18 protein-coding genes, 17 tRNA genes and 1 rRNA gene (1 of these 36 only partly in view) are annotated in these 18,132 nt (G+C 49.1%); 34 read left to right on the forward strand and 2 right to left on the reverse strand.

The genetic code is table 11. The features are described from left to right. The 25 genes from B9D94_RS03655 to B9D94_RS03775 form a co-directional block, all read left to right on the forward strand. Positions 1-2,035, forward strand: a 23S ribosomal RNA gene (locus B9D94_RS03655); it begins 893 nt to the left of the window's first position. A 73-nt stretch (positions 2,036-2,108) separates the two neighbouring features. Beyond that, positions 2,109-2,184 (forward strand) — tRNA-Asn (locus tag B9D94_RS03660). 3 nt (positions 2,185-2,187) lie between these two features. Further along, positions 2,188-2,279, forward strand: a tRNA-Ser gene (locus tag B9D94_RS03665). Positions 2,280-2,295: 16 nt separating this feature from the next. Beyond that, positions 2,296-2,370 (forward strand) — tRNA-Glu (locus B9D94_RS03670). A 65-nt stretch (positions 2,371-2,435) separates the two neighbouring features. Next, positions 2,436-2,511 (forward strand) — tRNA-Val (locus B9D94_RS03675). 19 nt (positions 2,512-2,530) lie between these two features. Further along, positions 2,531-2,607, forward strand: a tRNA-Met gene (locus B9D94_RS03680). Positions 2,608-2,638: 31 nt separating this feature from the next. Continuing rightward, positions 2,639-2,715 (forward strand) — tRNA-Asp (locus B9D94_RS03685). A 68-nt stretch (positions 2,716-2,783) separates the two neighbouring features. Then, positions 2,784-2,859 (forward strand) — tRNA-Phe (locus B9D94_RS03690). A gap of 21 nt (positions 2,860-2,880) precedes the next feature. Continuing rightward, a tRNA-Thr gene (locus tag B9D94_RS03695) sits at positions 2,881-2,956 on the forward strand. A 4-nt stretch (positions 2,957-2,960) separates the two neighbouring features. Further along, positions 2,961-3,045 (forward strand) — tRNA-Tyr (locus B9D94_RS03700). Between the two features lie 6 nt (positions 3,046-3,051). Further along, positions 3,052-3,125, forward strand: a tRNA-Trp gene (locus B9D94_RS03705). 22 nt (positions 3,126-3,147) lie between these two features. Beyond that, a tRNA-His gene (locus B9D94_RS03710) sits at positions 3,148-3,220 on the forward strand. Positions 3,221-3,266: 46 nt separating this feature from the next. Next, a tRNA-His gene (locus B9D94_RS03715) sits at positions 3,267-3,342 on the forward strand. 18 nt (positions 3,343-3,360) lie between these two features. Next, positions 3,361-3,435, forward strand: a tRNA-Gln gene (locus B9D94_RS03720). A 15-nt stretch (positions 3,436-3,450) separates the two neighbouring features. Further along, positions 3,451-3,525, forward strand: a tRNA-Gly gene (locus B9D94_RS03725). Positions 3,526-3,536: 11 nt separating this feature from the next. Further along, positions 3,537-3,610: transfer RNA gene (locus tag B9D94_RS03730), tRNA-Cys, on the forward strand. Positions 3,611-3,622: 12 nt separating this feature from the next. Next, positions 3,623-3,699: transfer RNA gene (locus B9D94_RS03735), tRNA-Arg, on the forward strand. Between the two features lie 7 nt (positions 3,700-3,706). Next, positions 3,707-3,786: transfer RNA gene (locus B9D94_RS03740), tRNA-Leu, on the forward strand. Between the two features lie 640 nt (positions 3,787-4,426). Then, positions 4,427-4,726, forward strand: coding sequence for a hypothetical protein (locus B9D94_RS03745; protein ID WP_006212661.1), 300 nt, complete (start codon positions 4,427-4,429; stop codon positions 4,724-4,726). A gap of 73 nt (positions 4,727-4,799) precedes the next feature. Next, positions 4,800-5,477, forward strand: a complete 678-nt coding sequence (locus B9D94_RS03750) for a PspA/IM30 family protein (protein ID WP_006212660.1) — start codon at positions 4,800-4,802, stop codon at positions 5,475-5,477. Between the two features lie 2 nt (positions 5,478-5,479). Then, a complete protein-coding gene (locus tag B9D94_RS03755) occupies positions 5,480-5,980 on the forward strand; it encodes a PspC domain-containing protein (protein WP_036644774.1) in 501 nt (166 codons plus the stop codon). Position 5,981: 1 nt separating this feature from the next. Continuing rightward, the gene (locus B9D94_RS03760; protein ID WP_006212658.1) at positions 5,982-6,668 is read left to right on the forward strand and encodes a PspA/IM30 family protein; all 687 of its coding nucleotides are present in this window, start codon (positions 5,982-5,984) and stop codon (positions 6,666-6,668) included. Between the two features lie 172 nt (positions 6,669-6,840). Next, positions 6,841-7,485 (forward strand): cell wall-active antibiotics response protein LiaF, encoded by a 645-nt coding sequence (liaF, locus tag B9D94_RS03765; protein ID WP_036644772.1) that lies wholly within the window; start codon positions 6,841-6,843, stop codon positions 7,483-7,485. A gap of 48 nt (positions 7,486-7,533) precedes the next feature. Beyond that, the gene (locus B9D94_RS03770) at positions 7,534-8,607 is read left to right on the forward strand and encodes a sensor histidine kinase (protein WP_006212656.1); all 1,074 of its coding nucleotides are present in this window, start codon (positions 7,534-7,536) and stop codon (positions 8,605-8,607) included. Then, positions 8,585-9,235, forward strand: a complete 651-nt coding sequence (locus B9D94_RS03775) for a response regulator (protein WP_036644768.1) — start codon at positions 8,585-8,587, stop codon at positions 9,233-9,235. The genes B9D94_RS03770 and B9D94_RS03775 overlap by 23 nt, the downstream gene beginning before the upstream one ends. A 303-nt stretch (positions 9,236-9,538) precedes the next feature. Here B9D94_RS03775 and B9D94_RS31865 read toward each other — a convergent pair whose 3' ends face one another. Beyond that, entirely contained in the window at positions 9,539-9,619 is an 81-nt protein-coding gene (locus B9D94_RS31865) for a hypothetical protein (RefSeq protein WP_367613820.1), read from the reverse strand. Positions 9,620-9,694: 75 nt separating this feature from the next. Between B9D94_RS31865 and B9D94_RS03780 the strand changes: the two genes are divergently transcribed. The 3 genes from B9D94_RS03780 to B9D94_RS03790 all read left to right on the forward strand — a co-directional run bounded on the left by B9D94_RS03780 (position 9,695) and on the right by B9D94_RS03790 (position 13,613). Continuing rightward, positions 9,695-10,228 carry a YwmB family TATA-box binding protein gene (locus tag B9D94_RS03780; RefSeq protein ID WP_367613821.1) on the forward strand — a complete coding sequence of 178 codons (534 nt, stop codon included), beginning with the start codon at positions 9,695-9,697 and terminating at the stop codon, positions 10,226-10,228. Between the two features lie 137 nt (positions 10,229-10,365). Then, positions 10,366-11,913, forward strand: coding sequence for a glucose-6-phosphate dehydrogenase (gene zwf / locus B9D94_RS03785; protein WP_036644762.1), 1,548 nt, complete (start codon positions 10,366-10,368; stop codon positions 11,911-11,913). Positions 11,914-12,032: 119 nt separating this feature from the next. Next, positions 12,033-13,613 (forward strand): peptide chain release factor 3, encoded by a 1,581-nt coding sequence (locus B9D94_RS03790; protein WP_148246479.1) that lies wholly within the window; start codon positions 12,033-12,035, stop codon positions 13,611-13,613. An 82-nt stretch (positions 13,614-13,695) separates the two neighbouring features. Here B9D94_RS03790 and sspI read toward each other — a convergent pair whose 3' ends face one another. Beyond that, positions 13,696-13,932, reverse strand: a complete 237-nt coding sequence (gene sspI, locus B9D94_RS03795) for a small acid-soluble spore protein SspI (RefSeq protein WP_006212651.1) — start codon at positions 13,930-13,932, stop codon at positions 13,696-13,698. 142 nt (positions 13,933-14,074) lie between these two features. Here sspI and B9D94_RS03800 point away from each other — a divergent pair, with 142 nt between their 5' ends. From B9D94_RS03800 to yunB, 6 genes are all read left to right on the forward strand, one after another. Next, complete coding sequence (locus B9D94_RS03800) at positions 14,075-14,737, forward strand: potassium channel family protein (protein WP_006212650.1); 663 nt, start codon at positions 14,075-14,077, stop codon at positions 14,735-14,737. Positions 14,738-14,823: 86 nt separating this feature from the next. Continuing rightward, complete coding sequence (locus tag B9D94_RS03805; protein WP_063477758.1) at positions 14,824-15,627, forward strand: TrmH family RNA methyltransferase; 804 nt, start codon at positions 14,824-14,826, stop codon at positions 15,625-15,627. A 125-nt stretch (positions 15,628-15,752) separates the two neighbouring features. Further along, the gene (locus B9D94_RS03810) at positions 15,753-16,199 is read left to right on the forward strand and encodes a DUF1801 domain-containing protein (protein ID WP_006212648.1); all 447 of its coding nucleotides are present in this window, start codon (positions 15,753-15,755) and stop codon (positions 16,197-16,199) included. An 84-nt stretch (positions 16,200-16,283) separates the two neighbouring features. Then, positions 16,284-16,706 carry an SRPBCC family protein gene (locus B9D94_RS03815; protein ID WP_006212647.1) on the forward strand — a complete coding sequence of 141 codons (423 nt, stop codon included), beginning with the start codon at positions 16,284-16,286 and terminating at the stop codon, positions 16,704-16,706. Between the two features lie 3 nt (positions 16,707-16,709). Next, positions 16,710-17,054 carry an ArsR/SmtB family transcription factor gene (locus B9D94_RS03820; protein WP_120662344.1) on the forward strand — a complete coding sequence of 115 codons (345 nt, stop codon included), beginning with the start codon at positions 16,710-16,712 and terminating at the stop codon, positions 17,052-17,054. Positions 17,055-17,164: 110 nt separating this feature from the next. Beyond that, positions 17,165-18,130: a sporulation protein YunB gene (gene yunB, locus B9D94_RS03825; RefSeq protein ID WP_063477756.1), complete on the forward strand. Its 966-nt coding sequence runs from the start codon at positions 17,165-17,167 to the stop codon at positions 18,128-18,130. The last annotated feature ends 2 nt before the right edge of the window (positions 18,131-18,132 follow it).

An 18,132-nucleotide genomic window follows, 5' to 3' on the forward strand; every position in this document is an offset into this window, starting at 1 on the left:
TTGAGAGTCGTGGAGGTAGAGCACTGATTGGGTGCGGGGCCCGCAAGGGTTACCAAGCTCAGTCAAACTCCGAATGCCATAGACTTATATCCGGGAGTCAGACAGTGAGTGCTAAGATCCATTGTCAAAAGGGAAACAGCCCAGACCATCAGCTAAGGTCCCCAAGTGTGTGTTAAGTGGGAAAGGATGTGGAGTTGCACAGACAACCAGGATGTTGGCTTAGAAGCAGCCACCATTTAAAGAGTGCGTAATAGCTCACTGGTCGAGTGACTCTGCGCCGAAAATGTAACGGGGCTAAACACACCACCGAAGCTATGGCTTGATACATTTGTATCAGGGGTAGGGGAGCGTTGTATGTAGGTTGAAGGTGTACCGTAAGGAGCGCTGGACAGCATACAAGTGAGAATGCCGGTATGAGTAACGAAAAGATCAGTGAGAATCTGATCCGCCGAAAGCCCAAGGTTTCCTGAGGAAGGCTCGTCCGCTCAGGGTAAGTCGGGACCTAAGGTGAGGCCGAAAGGCGTAATCGAAGGACAACAGGTTGAAATTCCTGTACCACCGTAAACCGTTATGAACGATGGGGTGACGCAGGAGGGTAGTGACGCGGACTGATGGATGTCCGTCCAAGCAGTGAGGCTGATGTGTAGGCAAATCCGCACATCGATAAGGCTGGGCTGTGATGGGGAGTGAAAATTATAGTAGCGAAGGTCATGATCTCACACTGCCAAGAAAAGCCTCTAGTCAGGTGAAGGTGCCCGTACCGCAAACCGACACAGGTAGGCGAGAAGAGAATTCTAAGGCGCGCGGAAGAACTCTCGTTAAGGAACTCGGCAAAATGACCCCGTAACTTCGGGAGAAGGGGTGCCTCGGTAGGGTGAATAGCCCGAGGGGGCCGCAGTGAAAAGGCCCAAGCGACTGTTTAGCAAAAACACAGGTCTGTGCGAAGCCGTAAGGCGAAGTATACGGGCTGACGCCTGCCCGGTGCTGGAAGGTTAAGGGGAGCGGTTAGGAGCAATCCGAAGCTGTGAACCGAAGCCCCAGTAAACGGCGGCCGTAACTATAACGGTCCTAAGGTAGCGAAATTCCTTGTCAGGTAAATTCTGACCCGCACGAATGGCGTAACGACTTGGGCGCTGTCTCAACGAGAGATCCGGTGAAATTTTAATACCTGTGAAGATGCAGGTTACCCGCGACAAGACGGAAAGACCCCATGGAGCTTTACTGCAGCTTGATATTGGATTTGGGTACGATCTGTACAGGATAGGTGGGAGCCTTCGAAGCATGAGCGCCAGCTTGTGTGGAGGCGACGTTGGGATACCACCCTGATCGTATCTAGGTTCTAACTTGGTACCGTGATCCGGTGCGAGGACAGTGTCAGGCGGGCAGTTTGACTGGGGCGGTCGCCTCCTAAAGAGTAACGGAGGCGCCCCAAGGTTCCCTCAGAATGGTTGGAAATCATTCGAAGAGTGCAAAGGCATAAGGGAGCTTGACTGCGAGACCTACAAGTCGAGCAGGGACGAAAGTCGGGCTTAGTGATCCGGTGGTACCGCATGGAAGGGCCATCGCTCAACGGATAAAAGCTACCCTGGGGATAACAGGCTTATCTCCCCCAAGAGTCCACATCGACGGGGAGGTTTGGCACCTCGATGTCGGCTCATCGCATCCTGGGGCTGAAGTAGGTCCCAAGGGTTGGGCTGTTCGCCCATTAAAGCGGTACGCGAGCTGGGTTCAGAACGTCGTGAGACAGTTCGGTCCCTATCTGTCGTGGGCGTAGGAAATTTGAGAGGAGCTGTCCTTAGTACGAGAGGACCGGGATGGACGTACCGCTGGTGCACCAGTTGTTCCGCCAGGAGCATGGCTGGGTAGCTACGTACGGAAGGGATAAGCGCTGAAAGCATCTAAGCGTGAAGCCCCCCTCAAGATGAGATTTCCCAACTAGTAAGACCCCTTGAAGACGACGAGGTAGATAGGTTGGAGGTGGAAGTGCAGCAATGCATGGAGCTGACCAATACTAATCGGTCGAGGGCTTATCCAAACATATTTCAATGTGCTGCAACTTCGTTTCGTATCTAGTTTTCAGGTGATTAAGCATCTGAATTGAATATTGTTCCCTGATAGCTCAGTTGGTAGAGCACTCGACTGTTAATCGAGTTGTCACAGGTTCGAGTCCTGTTCGGGGAGCCATACGGAGAGGTGTCCGAGTTGGCCGAAGGAGCACGATTGGAAATCGTGTAGGCGCCAAAAGCGTCTCGAGGGTTCGAATCCCTCTCTCTCCGCCACTATTATTTCAAGCAAGGCCCGTTGGTCAAGGGGTTAAGACACCTCCCTTTCACGGAGGTAACAGGGGTTCGAATCCCCTACGGGTCACCATTATATTCAAAAAAATACTTGCTTCTTGTGCCGAAATTTGGTACGATAAAGGTCGCTTTTGTTACGGAGGCTTAGCTCAGCTGGGAGAGCATCTGCCTTACAAGCAGAGGGTCGGGGGTTCGAACCCCTCAGCCTCCACCATATATACACCTTTTAATGACGCGGGGTGGAGCAGTTCGGTAGCTCGTCGGGCTCATAACCCGAAGGTCACAGGTTCAAATCCTGTCCCCGCAACCAATTTATATCACTTATAGTGATCATACCTTATGGAACTGTGGTGTAGAGGCCTAACATGCCTGCCTGTCACGCAGGAGATCGCGGGTTCGAATCCCGTCAGTTCCGCCATTATTTACAAGCTTCAGGGATAAGATGAGTATCCGATATGGGTTTCGTCGAAGTTCGCGAAGAACTAAGGCTCGGTAGCTCAGTCGGTAGAGCAGAGGACTGAAAATCCTCGTGTCGGCGGTTCGATTCCGTCCCGAGCCACCATGTAATTTTATAATTGTGTATGCCGGTGTAGCTCAATTGGTAGAGCAACTGACTTGTAATCAGTAGGTTGGGGGTTCAAGTCCTCTCGCCGGCACCATTATGGAGGATTAGTGAAGTGGCTAAACACGGCAGACTGTAAATCTGCTCTCTTCGAGTTCGGTGGTTCGAATCCATCATCCTCCACCAGTTTTTAGGGGCATAGTTTAAAGGTAGAACAACGGTCTCCAAAACCGTTGGTGTGGGTTCAATTCCTGCTGCCCCTGCCATTGAATACTTATAATGAACTTGGCGATCGTGGCGAAGGGGTTAACGCACCGGATTGTGGTTCCGGCATTCGTGGGTTCGAGACCCATCGGTCGCCCATTACTTCATTATGATTATTCTCTAGAAAAAACTATTACATTATGGCGATCGTGGCGAAGGGGTTAACGCACCGGATTGTGGTTCCGGCATTCGTGGGTTCGAGACCCATCGGTCGCCCCATAGTTTTTTAAAAAATGTTGGGGATTAGCCAAGCGGTAAGGCAACGGACTTTGACTCCGTCATGCATAGGTTCGAATCCTATATCCCCAGCCATTGATTTTTTAATAAGCGGACGTGGCTCAGCGGTAGAGCATCGCCTTGCCAAGGCGAGGGTCGCGGGTTCGATTCCCGTCGTCCGCTCCATTTTTGTTTCTGGCGCCATAGCCAAGTGGTAAGGCACAGCTCTGCAAAAGCTTTATCCCCAGTTCGAATCTGGGTGGCGCCTCCATTACAAACTTATGTGCCCTTAGCTCAGCTGGATAGAGCGTTTGACTACGAATCAAAAGGTCAGGAGTTCGAATCTCTTAGGGCACGCCATCAGTAAGCCGGTGTGGCGGAATTGGCAGACGCGCGCGACTCAAAATCGTGAGGGAAACCGTGGGGGTTCGAGTCCCTTCACCGGCATCATCAAAAGGAATGCAGACTATAAACGTCTGCATTCCTTTTTTCGTATTGATCTTTTGTTAGGTTAGTTACTCCACGCTAAGCCTCCGTTGCTTTTTATGATAGGGACTGATGTAATGCTCCTCAGTATGTAGGCAGCTCCTGAATTGCACCTAACTGCATGCCTTTAACTGCAAACCTTTAACTGCAAACCTTTAACTGCATACCTTTAACTCCCCCTTTTTAATACACTATCGTATTTCTTTACGTGGTATTAATCCCCTCACTAATCCGGGACACGTTTAATTCCAGTGCTTTCAATCAAATGAATATCTTTGATTTTCTTACAAGGCCTTTGTAAATCAGGACATATTACGCGACCCGCGGTATAGATCCTTTCTAAACCGACACTTTTAGCACTGCTCTAAGGTAATCAGACAGCAGTAGAGCTATGCTCTCGATGGTAATGATACATCCCATGGAATGAGCTTAGAGCAGATCTAGTGTAAGGGTTGGACGCAGGTCTGTAGGTGGCCCCGACTTAGGTCTAGGTTCAAAAACCGTCCGCAGGCCGTTTTAGTTCATCTTGAAATTACCTAGAATAGAGTCATAAGGTTGAACAAAAGAAACAACAATCAAATAACAGAAAGGCGGTGCATAAATGAGGAATTCAAAAGGAAATGGAATAAGTATCCTGTTGATTGGTTTAGGGATATTGGTTCTCCTGGGAATATTCGGTCCTCTGCTCGGATGGTTGTTCAGTCTTCTAATTCCAGTGCTGATGGTCGCTTTGGGATATTACGGGATCCGTAGAGGAAATACCTTAATCGGATGGATTATTCTCGGTATCGGTGTGATCTGGTTGATGGGTAAACTCTCCTGGTTGATCGGTCCGATCTTTGGAATCATCTTAATCATCTACGGGGTGTCCAGATTGAAGAATGGCAGACCACGTTACTGATATAACACAATAATGAATGGCAGGCATAAACAGCCAGATAATGATCGCGATAGAAGAGGAGGACTAAGCCAATATGAGTGTTTTCCGGCGGATAAGAGACATAACCGTTGCAACATTGAATGAAAAGCTTGAACAGAGCCAGGATCCGGTTCGTTTGATCGACCAGTTCCTTCATTCAACCAGACAGGACATTGCAGAAGCAGAGAAACTGCAGCAGCAATGCCAAGTACATTCCAGACAGCTGAAACAGCAGGTGGATCAAGCAGAAACCATGCGCTATAAACGTGAAGAGCAGGCATTGCTCGCACTGAAGGCCGGTGAAGATCATCTTGCCAAACTTGCATTGCAGGAAAAGTTGATCTATGAGGAAAAAATTGAGCAGTACCAAGGCCTGTTATCCTCAAGCCTGGAGTCGCTGAAAGAAATCGATGAACAGCTCGGCGAGCTGCGCATGGAATATCAGACGGTGTACAGCAAACGTCAATATTACGTTGCCCGGGTCGAGACCCTTCGTCTTCAACAAAAAATGAATGAACGTACGGGATCCTACGGCGGCGGTCAAGATGTACCCAAGATGTTCAATCGCCTAGAAGATCGCATCAGTGATTGGGAATTGGAAGCCAGAAGCCTTCGCGATTTACGGCGCATGGGGCAAGAATACATGAATCAGGCTGGTGAATCGGTCTCCACTGTATTGGAAAAGGAACTTGCCCGCTTGAAGCAAAAGCTGAATAACAGCGGAAAGGAGTAAACATGACTAGATTGTACCGTTCCACCCGCGACAAAATGTTCACAGGGTTGATCGGCGGTATATCCGATTATTTCGGAGTCGAATCGACCCTACTCAGAATCATATTTGTAATCAGTATCTTTTTTACAGGCGGTACAACGCTCTTAATATATCTGATTGCATCCCTCGTAGTTCCCAAAGAACCGTATTATCACGATCCGTACGGACCACCACGGGGAAGACAGGGCGGCGGATATCGTTACAACGATAATCCAGGACCAGGTCCAGGCTACAATGGTTACAACGACGGTTATGGACGCCAAGGCTATCCTAATGAACATGGGATCTTTGGTCCGAAATATGACCGCTCTGGGCGTCCGGATGGAGGACATGGCGCAAGAAACAACGCGTCCCCGGATTCCGATCTGGATGCAATGATGAAGGATATCGAGAAGAAGGCAATGCAGAAAGAAATTGAAGAACTTAAGAAAAAACTTTCGGACTATGAGAAGGGAGATAAATAACATGGGAGTATTTAAAAGACTTAAAGATATGACAAAGGCATCGGTGAATGAACTGCTGGATAAAGTAGAGGATCCGATCGTAATGTTGAATCAGTACCTGCGCGATATGGAGGCAGAAATTCATGAAGCAGAGGTAACGGTTGCGAAGCAAATGGCTAACGAGCGCCGCATGAAGCAGCGTGTGGATGAGGCAGTAAAAATGGCTGCACAACGCGAAGCACAAGCTGAATTGGCTCTGAAAAACGGTCAAGAAGAAGTGGCTCGCAAGCTGCTTGAAGAAAAAATTTATTTCGATCAAAAAGAAACCGAGTATGTGGAGCTGCACCTGCAATCCGAGGCTCAAGCGAAAGAGCTTGTCGCTCAGCTGCATGAAATGAAAGACGAGTTCTACAAAATGCGTAACAAGCGCAATGAGCTCGTAGCCCGCGCTCAAATGGCTAAAGCGAAGAAACAGATGTCTCAAGTGAGCAGCCTGCACACGATTGAAAGCGGCAGTGCTTCGATGGGCTTCCACCGTATGGAGGAAAAAATTATGCAGTTGGAAGCAGAAGCTGATGTGCTCCGTGCACCATACCGTCCTAACAATGCTGTATACACCAGCCCGGTGGATGCTGAGAAGCAGTTGAAGGTGGATGAGCAGCTGCAAGCTTTGAAAAACAAAATGGGTAATTCCTCAAAGTCAGAGTAATTGCTTAACAAGTTAGCAAAATAAGTACAAACCATATTCGAAATCCATGTTCATATGATATGCTATACGGTATGATAGTTGTCCGAATAGTACAGGTAAAGCCATACAGTGTGGAGTGTCACACTGATATGGCTTTTCCGAGCTTATATCTTGGTCATCAAGGAGGTGCGACATGGACAGAAACCGCTGGATTGCAGTTGGTTTAATGAGCTTGGGATTCATTATGCTTTTCGGCCGATGGTTTGGTTTCTTCACCATTGTCGCCCTGCTGCTCATGTTTGCAGGTGTCCTTCAGATCAGGGAAAGTCACGTGAAGAAGGGATACATTCTGCTCGGAGTAGGTGCCGTGATGCTGCTGCTGGAGCATCTCATGCTGATTATCGGCATCAGCTTGATTTCGCTAGGTATTTTTTATGGTAAGTCCAAACGGGCTCATACAACAACAGGATACATTCAGAAGCAGAACTTTATGTCCAACTTTGATTGGGACCGTGCACCGTGGGTGATGCGAAGTCTGAGTGTGTGGCATGTGCTTGGAGAGGCGGATGTGGACCTATCGCTTGCGCTTCCTGAGGAACGCCAAACCGTCCTGATGTTCCACGGAATGCTGGGCGATATTGATCTGATGATTCCTGACTATTATGGGGTGGAGATCGAAGCATCGATACTGTTTGGCTCCATTCATATGGACGATCGGAAGGAAACCGGCATCCTCAATCGAGTTCGATATAAATCGCCTAATTATGAGGCCAGTGAGTATAAGGTGAAATTCATTGTTTCTTATTTAGGCGGGGATTTGAATATAAGAATGACCTAATAAATGCAGAAGCATTGTTTTGTTTAAACCATTCAGGAGGGTTGCCCCGTGGAAACAGAAAAGAAAGCAAATATGATTACCCGACATATGCGCGAGGGGACCCTTCTTGGATTGGTTGTCATGCTCGTTGTTCTTTATTTATTATATACATATGGTTATCTTAAGCCGTTTGATTCGTGGAAGAACCGGATCGAAGCCGGCATTACTCTGGTACTGCTGCCGATTGGACTTGGAGCCATTTATGGATTCTTTCAAGGATATCGGGTAAAGCGCCGGGTCGATCTTGTAAGGGAAACACTGGTAAACTGGGAAAAAGGCAGCCTAACGGACGTAATGCCCGATATCGGTGAAGATGAAGTGGGCAGGCTCGGCGAGCAGCTGGTTAAGATCAGCAAACGCTGGGAGGATCAAGTATCTTCCCTGCAGCGACTGTCTACGAACAATGCGCAGCTTGCAGAGCAAGCCAGAGTCACGGCGATTGTAGAAGAGCGGCAGCGTCTGGCACGCGAGCTTCATGATGCGGTTTCTCAGCAGCTGTTTGCGATCTCGATGACCGCAACAGCCGTAGGAAGAACGCTGGATAAGGATTTTGACAAAGCACAGCGTCAGGTCGCGCTGATTGAGGAAATGTCGGCCGTTGCACAGTCGGAGATGAGAGCACTGCTTCTTCATTTGCGGCCGGTCTATCTCGAAGGAAAAGCGCTTGAGCAAGGACTGAAGGATCTGATCAAGGAACTGCGGATCAAAGTACCCATGGAAATTACGTTTGAGATGGACGATGACATACATTTGCTAAAAGGGATTGAGAATCATCTGTTCCGTATCGTTCAGGAGGCGATGTCGAATACACTTCGGCACTCCAAGGCGGAGAAGATGGATATCCGCATTCATCGTAAGCAGAATACCGTTCGGGTGATGCTGCGGGACGACGGGATCGGATTCGAGTTGGATGACAAGAAACAAACTTCCTACGGTCTGTCCACGATGCAGGAACGGGTAACGGAGATCGGGGGCTCGGTACAATTCATAACAGCACCAGGTAAAGGGACGCGAATTGAGATTGTTGTGCCGCTCATAAATGACGAACGTAAACGGGGGGATGGAGATGGAAACACCGATTAAGGTGCTGCTGGTGGATGATCATGAGATGGTTCGGATCGGTTTGGCGGCCGTTCTGGGTACAGAGGATGGCATCGAGGTGGTTGGTGAAGCCGGCAGCGGCGAGGAAGGGATACGCTTAGCCCAGGAATATCATCCAGATGTGGTGCTCATGGACTTGGTGATGGACGGAATGGACGGGATCGAGACGACGCGTCAATTGATGAATCAGTTCCCGAATCTTAAGGTTATTGTACTGACCAGCTATCTGGACGATGAGAAGATGTATCCGGTTATCGAAGCAGGCGCCTTCAGTTACTTGTTAAAGACTTCCCGCGCTTCAGAAGTAGCCGATGCGATACGTGCAGCCGCACGGGGGCAGTCGGTACTCGAGTCGCAGGTGGCCTCCAAGATGATGAATCGCTTCCGGCATCCGCAAAATGAAGCACCGGCCCATAACGACCTCACGGATCGTGAGATGGAAGTGCTGCGATTGGTGGCCCAGGGCAAGTCGAATCAGGATATTGCTGATGATTTGATTATAGGCATCAAAACTGTGAAGTTTCATGTGACTAATATTTTGGGCAAGCTGGGTGTAGAAGATCGTACCCAGGCGGCCATATATGCATATAAGAACGGGTTGGCTGAGTAAGAACGGCCGGCTCTTTTTTTATAGAAATAGAATTTATTAGTTATCAACAGGCTGATGAATTTAATGGCGAGAGGCGGCGAGAGGCGCATTTTTCAAGTTGGGTGTATAAATCCGCTGTGACGAGGCTATCCTTTTAGTAGATTGATAGATTCGTACGGGGAGGCGTGGCTGACGATGCGGAAGATGCAATTACAGATTATTGTGATGATGTTGTTGCTGTGTGGAGCGGCAGGTGTCATGGCGGGTTTTGCAGGAACAACGAAGGACAATATGGGCGTAACGGTTCCGCAAGCAAAAGCAGTCTCAACCTCGGCAGGATGGGAAGCAGCAGGTGTGGCAGCAAAAAGTGATCTGGAGCTCCTTGTCGATCTGGGGGAGGAACACATGGACCCTTCGGCTCTCTTAACGGTAAAAATTCAAGGAGAAATCATAAATACCGTATCTGCGGATCAAGCTAAGATGCTTGCGGATCAGTTAGCGGGAGCTATTGGGCTGTCAGAGGTCACTACGGCTCGACTTCATGGAAACGAAGTATTCCATGCTGAAGCGAAGGTTTCCGGTGTATCTGCGCAGCTGGATTGGGCGCTCAGCGAGGAGGGTAGCAGTTACATCAGAGTGATGCTTATTGGAGAGGCAGCAGAGCAGACCACGGAGATGATGACGATGCAGCAGAACATCCAGGATGAGATGAATCAGGCAGGCATTGCCAACACATGGAATGCGGCCATTCAGGGGTATGCATTGAAAACAAGGGGTGTCGAGGAGACGATGAATCAGGTAGAAGAATCCATATCCGCTGAACTTCCTATTCGCTCGGTTGAAGATTATGCGGATGACACAACTTTGAGTCGTTCATATGAGGCTCCTTCCTTGGATGCTTTCGTGATGAGTGGCAGCACACCCATTCATATGCAGATGGCGGTGCATGAAGATTCGGTGAAGAAAAGTAATAGAATAACGATCGGATTTCCCGTCATTACAATAGAGTACTGAAAATGATTTCTGAAACTCCGATGAAAAAATGTGGAATGAGATAGCATACTTTATATGAATATGCTAAAATGTCATCACATCGTGTTAAGTTCCGATGCATAAAAATACACTATAATTCATAGAAAGAATGAGGAGCCATGGCTGAAAATCAAAATCTAGATACATTGAAGACACCGGGAGCGGTATTTTTCATCTTTGGAGCGACCGGTGATTTGGCAAGACGTAAGTTGTTTCCGGCGATCTACAGTCTTTATCGTGAAGGGAAACTGGATGAGGATTTTGCGGTAATCGGCGTGGCGCGGCGTCCGCGCACCCAGGAAGAGTTCCGCGAGGACGTTTATCGTTCGATTCAGGAATTCTGCCGATACAGTTCGGAACAGGATAGTGAATGGCATGCATTTGCACAGCATTTTGAATATAAATCTTTAGATATTAACAATATTGACGGTTTCCGTGAGCTTCGTGAACAAACAGAGCAGTTGGAGACGAAATTTAATATACCGGGTAATCGCTTGTTCTATCTGGCGCTTGCACCGGAATTGTTCGGCAGCGTATCGTTTAACCTGATGAAGGGCGGTATGCTGGACGGAGAAGGCTGGAACCGTCTGGTGATCGAGAAGCCTTTTGGCTACGATCTGGAGTCGGCTGCCAAGCTGAACGAAGAGATCCGCAAGGTGTTCAAGGAAGAGGAGATTTATCGAATCGACCACTATCTGGGCAAGGAAATGGTACAGAACATCGAAGTTATGCGTTTTGCGAATGCTTTCTTTGAGCCGCTCTGGAACAACAAGCATATTGCGAACATCCAAATTACGCTTGGCGAAACGGTTGGCGTAGAGGAGCGGGGAGGATATTACGACCATGCCGGCGCACTGAGGGATATGGGACAAAACCATATGCTGCAGTTGCTGACCATGATTGCAATGGAGCCGCCTAGCCGTCTGCTCGCAGAGGATATCCGCGACGAGAAGGTGAAGGTACTTCGTTCCCTGCGTCCATATGCCTCACATGAAGAGGTGAAGAACAACGTTGTCCGTGGCCAATATACCCACGGCTCCGCAGGCGGCAAAGATCTGCCGGCTTACCGTGAAGAGGACAAGGTTAATCCGGAATCCAATACAGAAACCTATTTTGCGGCCAGAGTATTCGTGGATAACTTCCGTTGGGCGGGCGTACCGTTCTATATCCGTACAGGCAAACGCCTGCCAGTCAAAACAACCGAGGTTGTTGTCGAGTTCAAACGGATGCCAACAAATGTATATTTGGGACAGAAGCATTCTCTGGAACCTAACTTACTCGTTATCCGCGTCAACCCGATGGAAGGCATTTACGTGAAGATTAACGCCAAGAAGCCAGGTTCGGAGTCGGAGATCGCTCCTGTAGCGATGGACTTCTGTCAAAGCTGCATCGTGGGAATCAATTCGCCTGAAGCTTATGAGCGTCTGCTGCATGATGCAGCCCGCGGTGATTCCACCTACTTTACGCGCTGGGATGAAGTGGCTTCAGCCTGGTCCTTCGTGGATCGAATCGCAAACGCCTGGAGAGAGAACCAAGGGGAGCTGGAATCATATCCTGCAGGTTCTTGGGGACCAAAGAGGGCGGATGAGCTTCTGGAAGAAGACGGATTCCACTGGTGGCCCGTTAATGGTCAACTCGAGGATAACGTTGTGTGGTTGAAAAACTAACCAATTTCTAAAATTTACGTGATAAAAATCATCCTCATGCGCACCGCGTATGGGGATGATTTGCGTATTAATTGTGGTACAATGATATACATGACTTTAGTTACGAAGGGATAAGTGAAATGGCAAAGCTAATAGATGAACTGCAGCAGGAAGTGGATAAGCGACGTACGTTTGCGATTATTTCCCACCCTGACGCCGGTAAAACAACACTGACCGAGAAGCTGCTCTTGTTCGGGGGCGCCATTCGTCTGGCTGGATCGGTTAAGGCTCGTAAAGCGAGCAAGCATGCAACGAGTGACTGGATGGAGATCGAGAAGCAGCGCGGGATCTCGGTTACCTCGTCTGTTATGCAATTTGATTATTTAGGGCATCGAATTAACATATTGGATACGCCAGGTCACCAAGACTTTAGTGAAGACACCTATCGTACGTTGACGGCCGCAGACAGCGCAGTCATGTTGATTGACGTTGCCAAAGGGGTCGAGGCTCAGACCATTAAGCTGTTTCAGGTCTGTGCCAAGCGGGGCATTCCTATCTTTACGTTTATTAACAAGCTCGACCGAGAAGGACGCAGTCCGTTCGATCTCATGGAAGAGCTGGAGCAGGTGCTCGGAATCCGTTCTGTACCCATGAACTGGCCGATCGGATCTGGACGCGATCTGTGCGGTGTATACGACAGGGTTAAGAATCAGGTTGAATTGTTTCAGGGAGACGACCATTCCAAGATTAAAGTACAGAAGGTCGAAGGCTATGAGGACCCGCTGATTCGTGAGATGGCCGGTGATTACCTGCATGATCAATTGTGCCAGGACCTGGAGCTTCTGGATGTCGCTGGCGACCAATTTGATCTGGAGAAAGTTATGCAAGGTCAGCTGACGCCCGTATTTTTTGGAAGCGCGATTAACAATTTCGGTGTTCAGACTTTCCTGGAGAACTTTCTTCAGCTTGCGCCGAAGCCGGAGCCGCGCCGCAGCACGGAGGGTGTGGTGGAACCGACCGACGAGAAGTTCTCCGGGTACGTATTCAAGATCCAAGCCAATATGAATCCGGCTCACCGGGATCGTATCGCTTTTCTGCGAATTGTGTCGGGTAAGTTCGAGCGCGGCATGAGTGTGAAACACGTTCGCGTAGGCAAGGAAATCAAGCTGTCGCAGCCGCAGCAGTTCCTGGCGCAGGATCGAGATATTGTGCAGGAGGCTTATCCTGGCGATATCATCGGTCTGTTTGACCCGGGCATTTTCCGTATCGGAGATTCCCTCAGTCAAGGACGAGAAGTGATATTCGATGAGCTGCCAACGTTCTCCCCAGAGATTTTTGCGAAAGTAACGGTGAAGAACGCGCTCAAGCATAAGCAGTATCAAAAGGGGATTGACCAGCTGACGGAGGAGGGAACCATTCAGGTATTCCGTACCGTTAGCTTCGACGAAACAATCCTCGGGGTTGTAGGTCAGCTCCAGTTCGAGGTATTCGAATACCGGATGAAGGGTGAATATGGTGTCGATGTCCAGCTTCAGCGGATGCCGTATCAGTTCGCACGCTGGATTGTGGATGAGACCATTGATCCGTCCAAGTTCCGGATAAATTCAACGCTCGTGAAAGACAAGAAGGATAATTATGTTGTCCTGTTCGAGAATGAGTACGCAATGAGAACGGCAATCGATAAAAATCCAACCGCGAAGTTTCTAGAAACGGCTCCGTAAGTTGTAGATCGTAATGCGGTACATGAAAACAATCCCCCAGCTATGACGGCTTAGGGGATTGTTTTTTTTGTTGACCTTGGGTTTATCCTTGCAGGTTGCCGGGGGTAACGGTTTTCAAATGGTCGTGAAGGGAAGTGACAAGGCTGTTCTGCTGCGAAGCATCCATGTCTTTCCACATCATTTCAAACATCACACCGAGTCCCGGTAGCGCGGCTTCAGGCCCGTCAACGGAACCCTCGATCATGGAGCGCAGCTCTTCTTCGTCCTGGTTGTGGACTTTATGAATGACGGCCTGCCTTAGATCTAACAATATGGACATGGAAATGTTCCTCCTTGTTATGAAAGGGTCATTGTGTAATGTACCCGTTAAGCGGCCGTTACATTCAAGTATTCGGGACAGTATGATATACTGATATCATTCATATTAGGAAATGGACCTAGGCTCGTGGAGGGGTATATATATGGCTAAGAAGCAGTACGCAGTAATCGGTATGGGGCGTTTTGGCACAAGTGTTGCCAAGGAATTAAGCAGCATGGGATTTGACGTATTAGCCGTCGATGCGAGCGAACAGCGCATACAGGAAATCGCGAATTTGGTCACTCATGCCGTATCGGCAGATTCGACGGATGAAGACGCGCTTCGGGCGCTGGGCATTCGGAATTTTGACGTGGTGGTTGTGGCAATTGGCGAGGATATTCAATCCAGCATTTTGACTACGCTGATTCTGAAGGATCTTGGTGTACCGGCCATTATCGTCAAAGCGAAAAACGAGCTGCATGGTAAAGTCCTTAACAAAATCGGTGCGGACAAGGTGATATTCCCGGAACGGGACATGGGGCTTCGGGTTGCCCATCATTTGGTGTCACCGAACATTTTGGACTATATTGATTTATCGGACGACTACAGTATTATGGAGATGCTCGCTACCGGAGATCTGATCGGTCATAATCTGAGGGAGCTTGATATTCGGGCACGTTTTGGCTGCAATGTCATGGCGATCCGAAGTGACGCGGATATGAACATCTCGCCGAGTCCCGATGACCGGATAGAGGACGGCGATATTCTTGTTATCGTTGGGCATAAGAACGATTTGACAAAGCTGGAGCTTGCTTATCCGAAATGACGTCGGTAATGTGAATTTTTGTGAATGTAGTATCAGGTTGAGTGGAACTCAGCAATGTATATAAGCAAAGAACGGATGGATTAAGAATGGAGATACTATCGCCGCAGAATGCCAGGGTAAAGGGCTGGGCACAGCTGCAGGAGAAGAAACATCGAGATAAGCAAAACAAGTACGTGGTTGAAGGTATCCATCTTGTTCAGGAGGCCTTGTCATCCGGTGCGGATATCGAGTGCATAGCTTATGATATGGATAAGGGTATCCCATTTGAACTCCGTCAAATTCCAGATAGGGGTCAAGGTGCCGAATGGATTGGCGTATCCCATGCGGTGATATCAAAAGTCAGTGATACTCCGTCCCCGCAGCCGGTGTTTGCCGTTGTTCGGAAGGAAGCGCGTCAATGGCAGGACTTGATCATGCGCGAGAACGGATTGGTCATTGTTCTGGACGGTCTTCAGGACCCAGGCAACGTGGGAACTATTATACGGGGGGCGGACGCCGTAGGTGCTGCTGGCGTTATACTAGGACGCGGCTGCGCGGATTTGTATAACCCCAAGACGCTGCGCTCTACCATGGGCTCCCTGTTTCATCTGCCGGTGCTGGAGGGCGAGCTGCTGAGCATTTTGCCGGAGGCTCGAGAGCGAGGAGCCCGATTGGTGACAACCATGTTGGAAGGGAAGCGTTCCTGCTTCGAGTATGATTTCAGAGGGACAAGCTGGATTGTAATTGGAAGCGAAGGCCGTGGTGTCTCGCCTGAGGTTGCGGCTATCGTGGATGACGCGATCCGTATCCCGATGCCGGGTCAAGCGGAATCGCTGAATGCAGCCATGGCGGCGTCTGTGCTCATGTACGAGGCACTGCGGCAAAGACATTACGCAGACACAGGTCAATAGCAGATAGGGTCTTCTTCTGGGCGGGAAAGTGATTAGGTATCGTTGCTGATCATTTTCCGGCCTTTTTAAGTTATTTTTGAGAAAATGGAAAATCTAACGGGAGAGGTAGAAAGGAGTTTATTCCAATGTATGAGCAAAAAACGAAAGAGACAGATAACAGCGTGGTGGAGTTTATCGAGCAGGTGGATTCCCCTAAAAAGCGTGAGGATGCTTATCGCTTACTTGATATTTTCGAGGAAACAAGCGGCTTTCCAGCCAAGATGTGGGGACCCAGCATCATCGGTTATGGCTCATACCATTATCGTTATGCATCCGGTCACGAGGGAGATGCGCCGCTGGTTGGGTTTTCTCCCCGAAAAGCGAAAATCAGCCTGTATTTTGCCCCTGGTGATGATAAACGGGAGGAACTGCTGAAGAATTTCGGCAAGCATACAGCTGGCAAAGGGTGTGTGTACATTAACAAAATCGCGGATATTGACGTTGAGGTGCTGAAGCAGCTCATTCGAGAATCCATTGTCTTTCTGAACGAAACCTACCCGGATCAACATCAGGAGGATAATATTGGTATTTGACGCGAAACCTATTGGTATCATATTATGTTAAAAGGGAAACCAAATGGTTTCATAATTCAAACATAAGTGAGGTATCATTTTGCCATGGACAACCCATCAAACGGCAAGCTGCCGGATATTCGCCATACCCTTGTACTTCAAGCGCCGATCGAAAAGGTGTGGAAGGCTGTATCCACCTCGGAAGGCATTGCGGCTTGGTTTATGCCAAACAACTTTGAACCGGTGGAGGGCTTTGAGTTTGAGCTGAATGCAGGTCCATTCGGGAATTCACCCTGCAAGGTTACAATCATTGATGAGCCCAACCGTCTGTCTTTCAACTGGGGGAAGGATTGGAGCGTTACATTTGAACTGGTACAGCAAGGAGATCATACGGAATTCACGCTCATCCACGGCGGCTGGACAGCGGATCAAGTCACCGAGTTCGGAGAAGCTCACGATATTGTACGTGGCCGTATGGACGGCGGATGGGCAGGAATTGTTCAGAAGCTTGCCAGATACGTGGTTTAATCCATGTCTCAAGCTGCTGCAAAGCATGATGTTTATCAAGCCATTGCAGATCCCACGCGCCGCAAACTGCTTGGTTTGTTAAGCGATAAGGAAATGCCGGTTAAGGAAATCTCGGGGCATTTTCCAATGACGCGTACCGCCGTGTCCAAACATCTACGAATTCTGGGGGAAGCGGGGCTCGTGCAGGAACGCAAGGTTGGACGCGAGACCCGCTATCGCCTGGATGCCGAACCGCTGAAGGAATTAAAGGATTGGCTCGCTTACTTCGATCGTTTCTGGGAAAATAAACTGTCGATGCTGAAGCATTACGTAGAAGAAGAGGAAGTTCGATCCCATAAGGAAGAGTAAGGATAACCTATCCTTGCTCTTCTTTTTTGCCGTTTGTCCGCATACCCTCTATACAGGAGAGCTTGCCATGGTAAACATGCTCCTCGGGGCGTAAATAGGGGGGACCAAGCATGAGACGAAAGAGATGGGGAAGCAGACGTATATCCTTTCCGTCCCTGTCATGGCCCAGACCAAGGAGGGCTTATAAACCACCACGCAGAGGCTTTAGGCCCGTACCTCAGAGCCGGGGCCGTCCTCAGGCTGCCAAACGGCGCAGCATGAAAAAATGGTGGCTGATCGGTGCTCTGCTCCTTGTGTTTGGGATCGTTGAGTTTTTTATGTATATTGAACAGAATCTGCGTCCGCCAATCATGCATCTTGCGCAAATCAGGGTGAAGCAGATTGCCACCGAAGCGATTAACAAAGCGATCACATCACAGGTGACCCAAGGCAAGGATTTTGATAACCTGGTTAACTGGAAAACGGATAGCAACGGCAAAGTGACGGGATTCATGCTGAATTACGCCGAGCATCTGAAGATTACGTCCCATACAACCGAGGTTGTTCAGAAGACACTGGACGACATCCATAAGCGTAAGGAACAGATTCCACTGGGCCAGGTGATGAAGAGTCCAATCATCGCTTCATTCGGTCCGCAAATCCCATTAAAGATCGAACCGCAGGGAGCGGTAAAGGTTCAGTTGGATACTAGGCAGCAGGGAGCCGGTATTAATATGATACTGGTGGAGGTATTTGTTCATATTGTAACCGAAGTGGCGGTAGTTGTTCCTTTTGACATGGAGCCACAGATTGTGGAGGCCGATATTCCCATCTCCTATCTGCTCGTGGTCGGCGATGTGCCGATGTATTATTATGATGGTCAGGGAAAGGCTGTTGGTGAGAATAAAGCTAGCGCGCCAAGCATAGCGATTCCGCCACCAGTGACGAATGAGAACAACCATAACTCGCAGCAGGAAACCCCACCGGCAACAATTCCCGGAAATCCGGTTGAGGGAAGCGATGTGCCCATTATTCCTCCTCCTTCGTCCGGTGGCGTAAGCTCAGGACAACAAGAGGGGACAGGGATCGGGGATTAAGC

Origin of the sequence: Paenibacillus sp. Cedars (assembly GCF_003184205.1) — a bacterium.
Taxonomy (GTDB): Bacteria; Bacillota; Bacilli; order Paenibacillales; family Paenibacillaceae; genus Paenibacillus_AQ; species Paenibacillus_AQ glucanolyticus.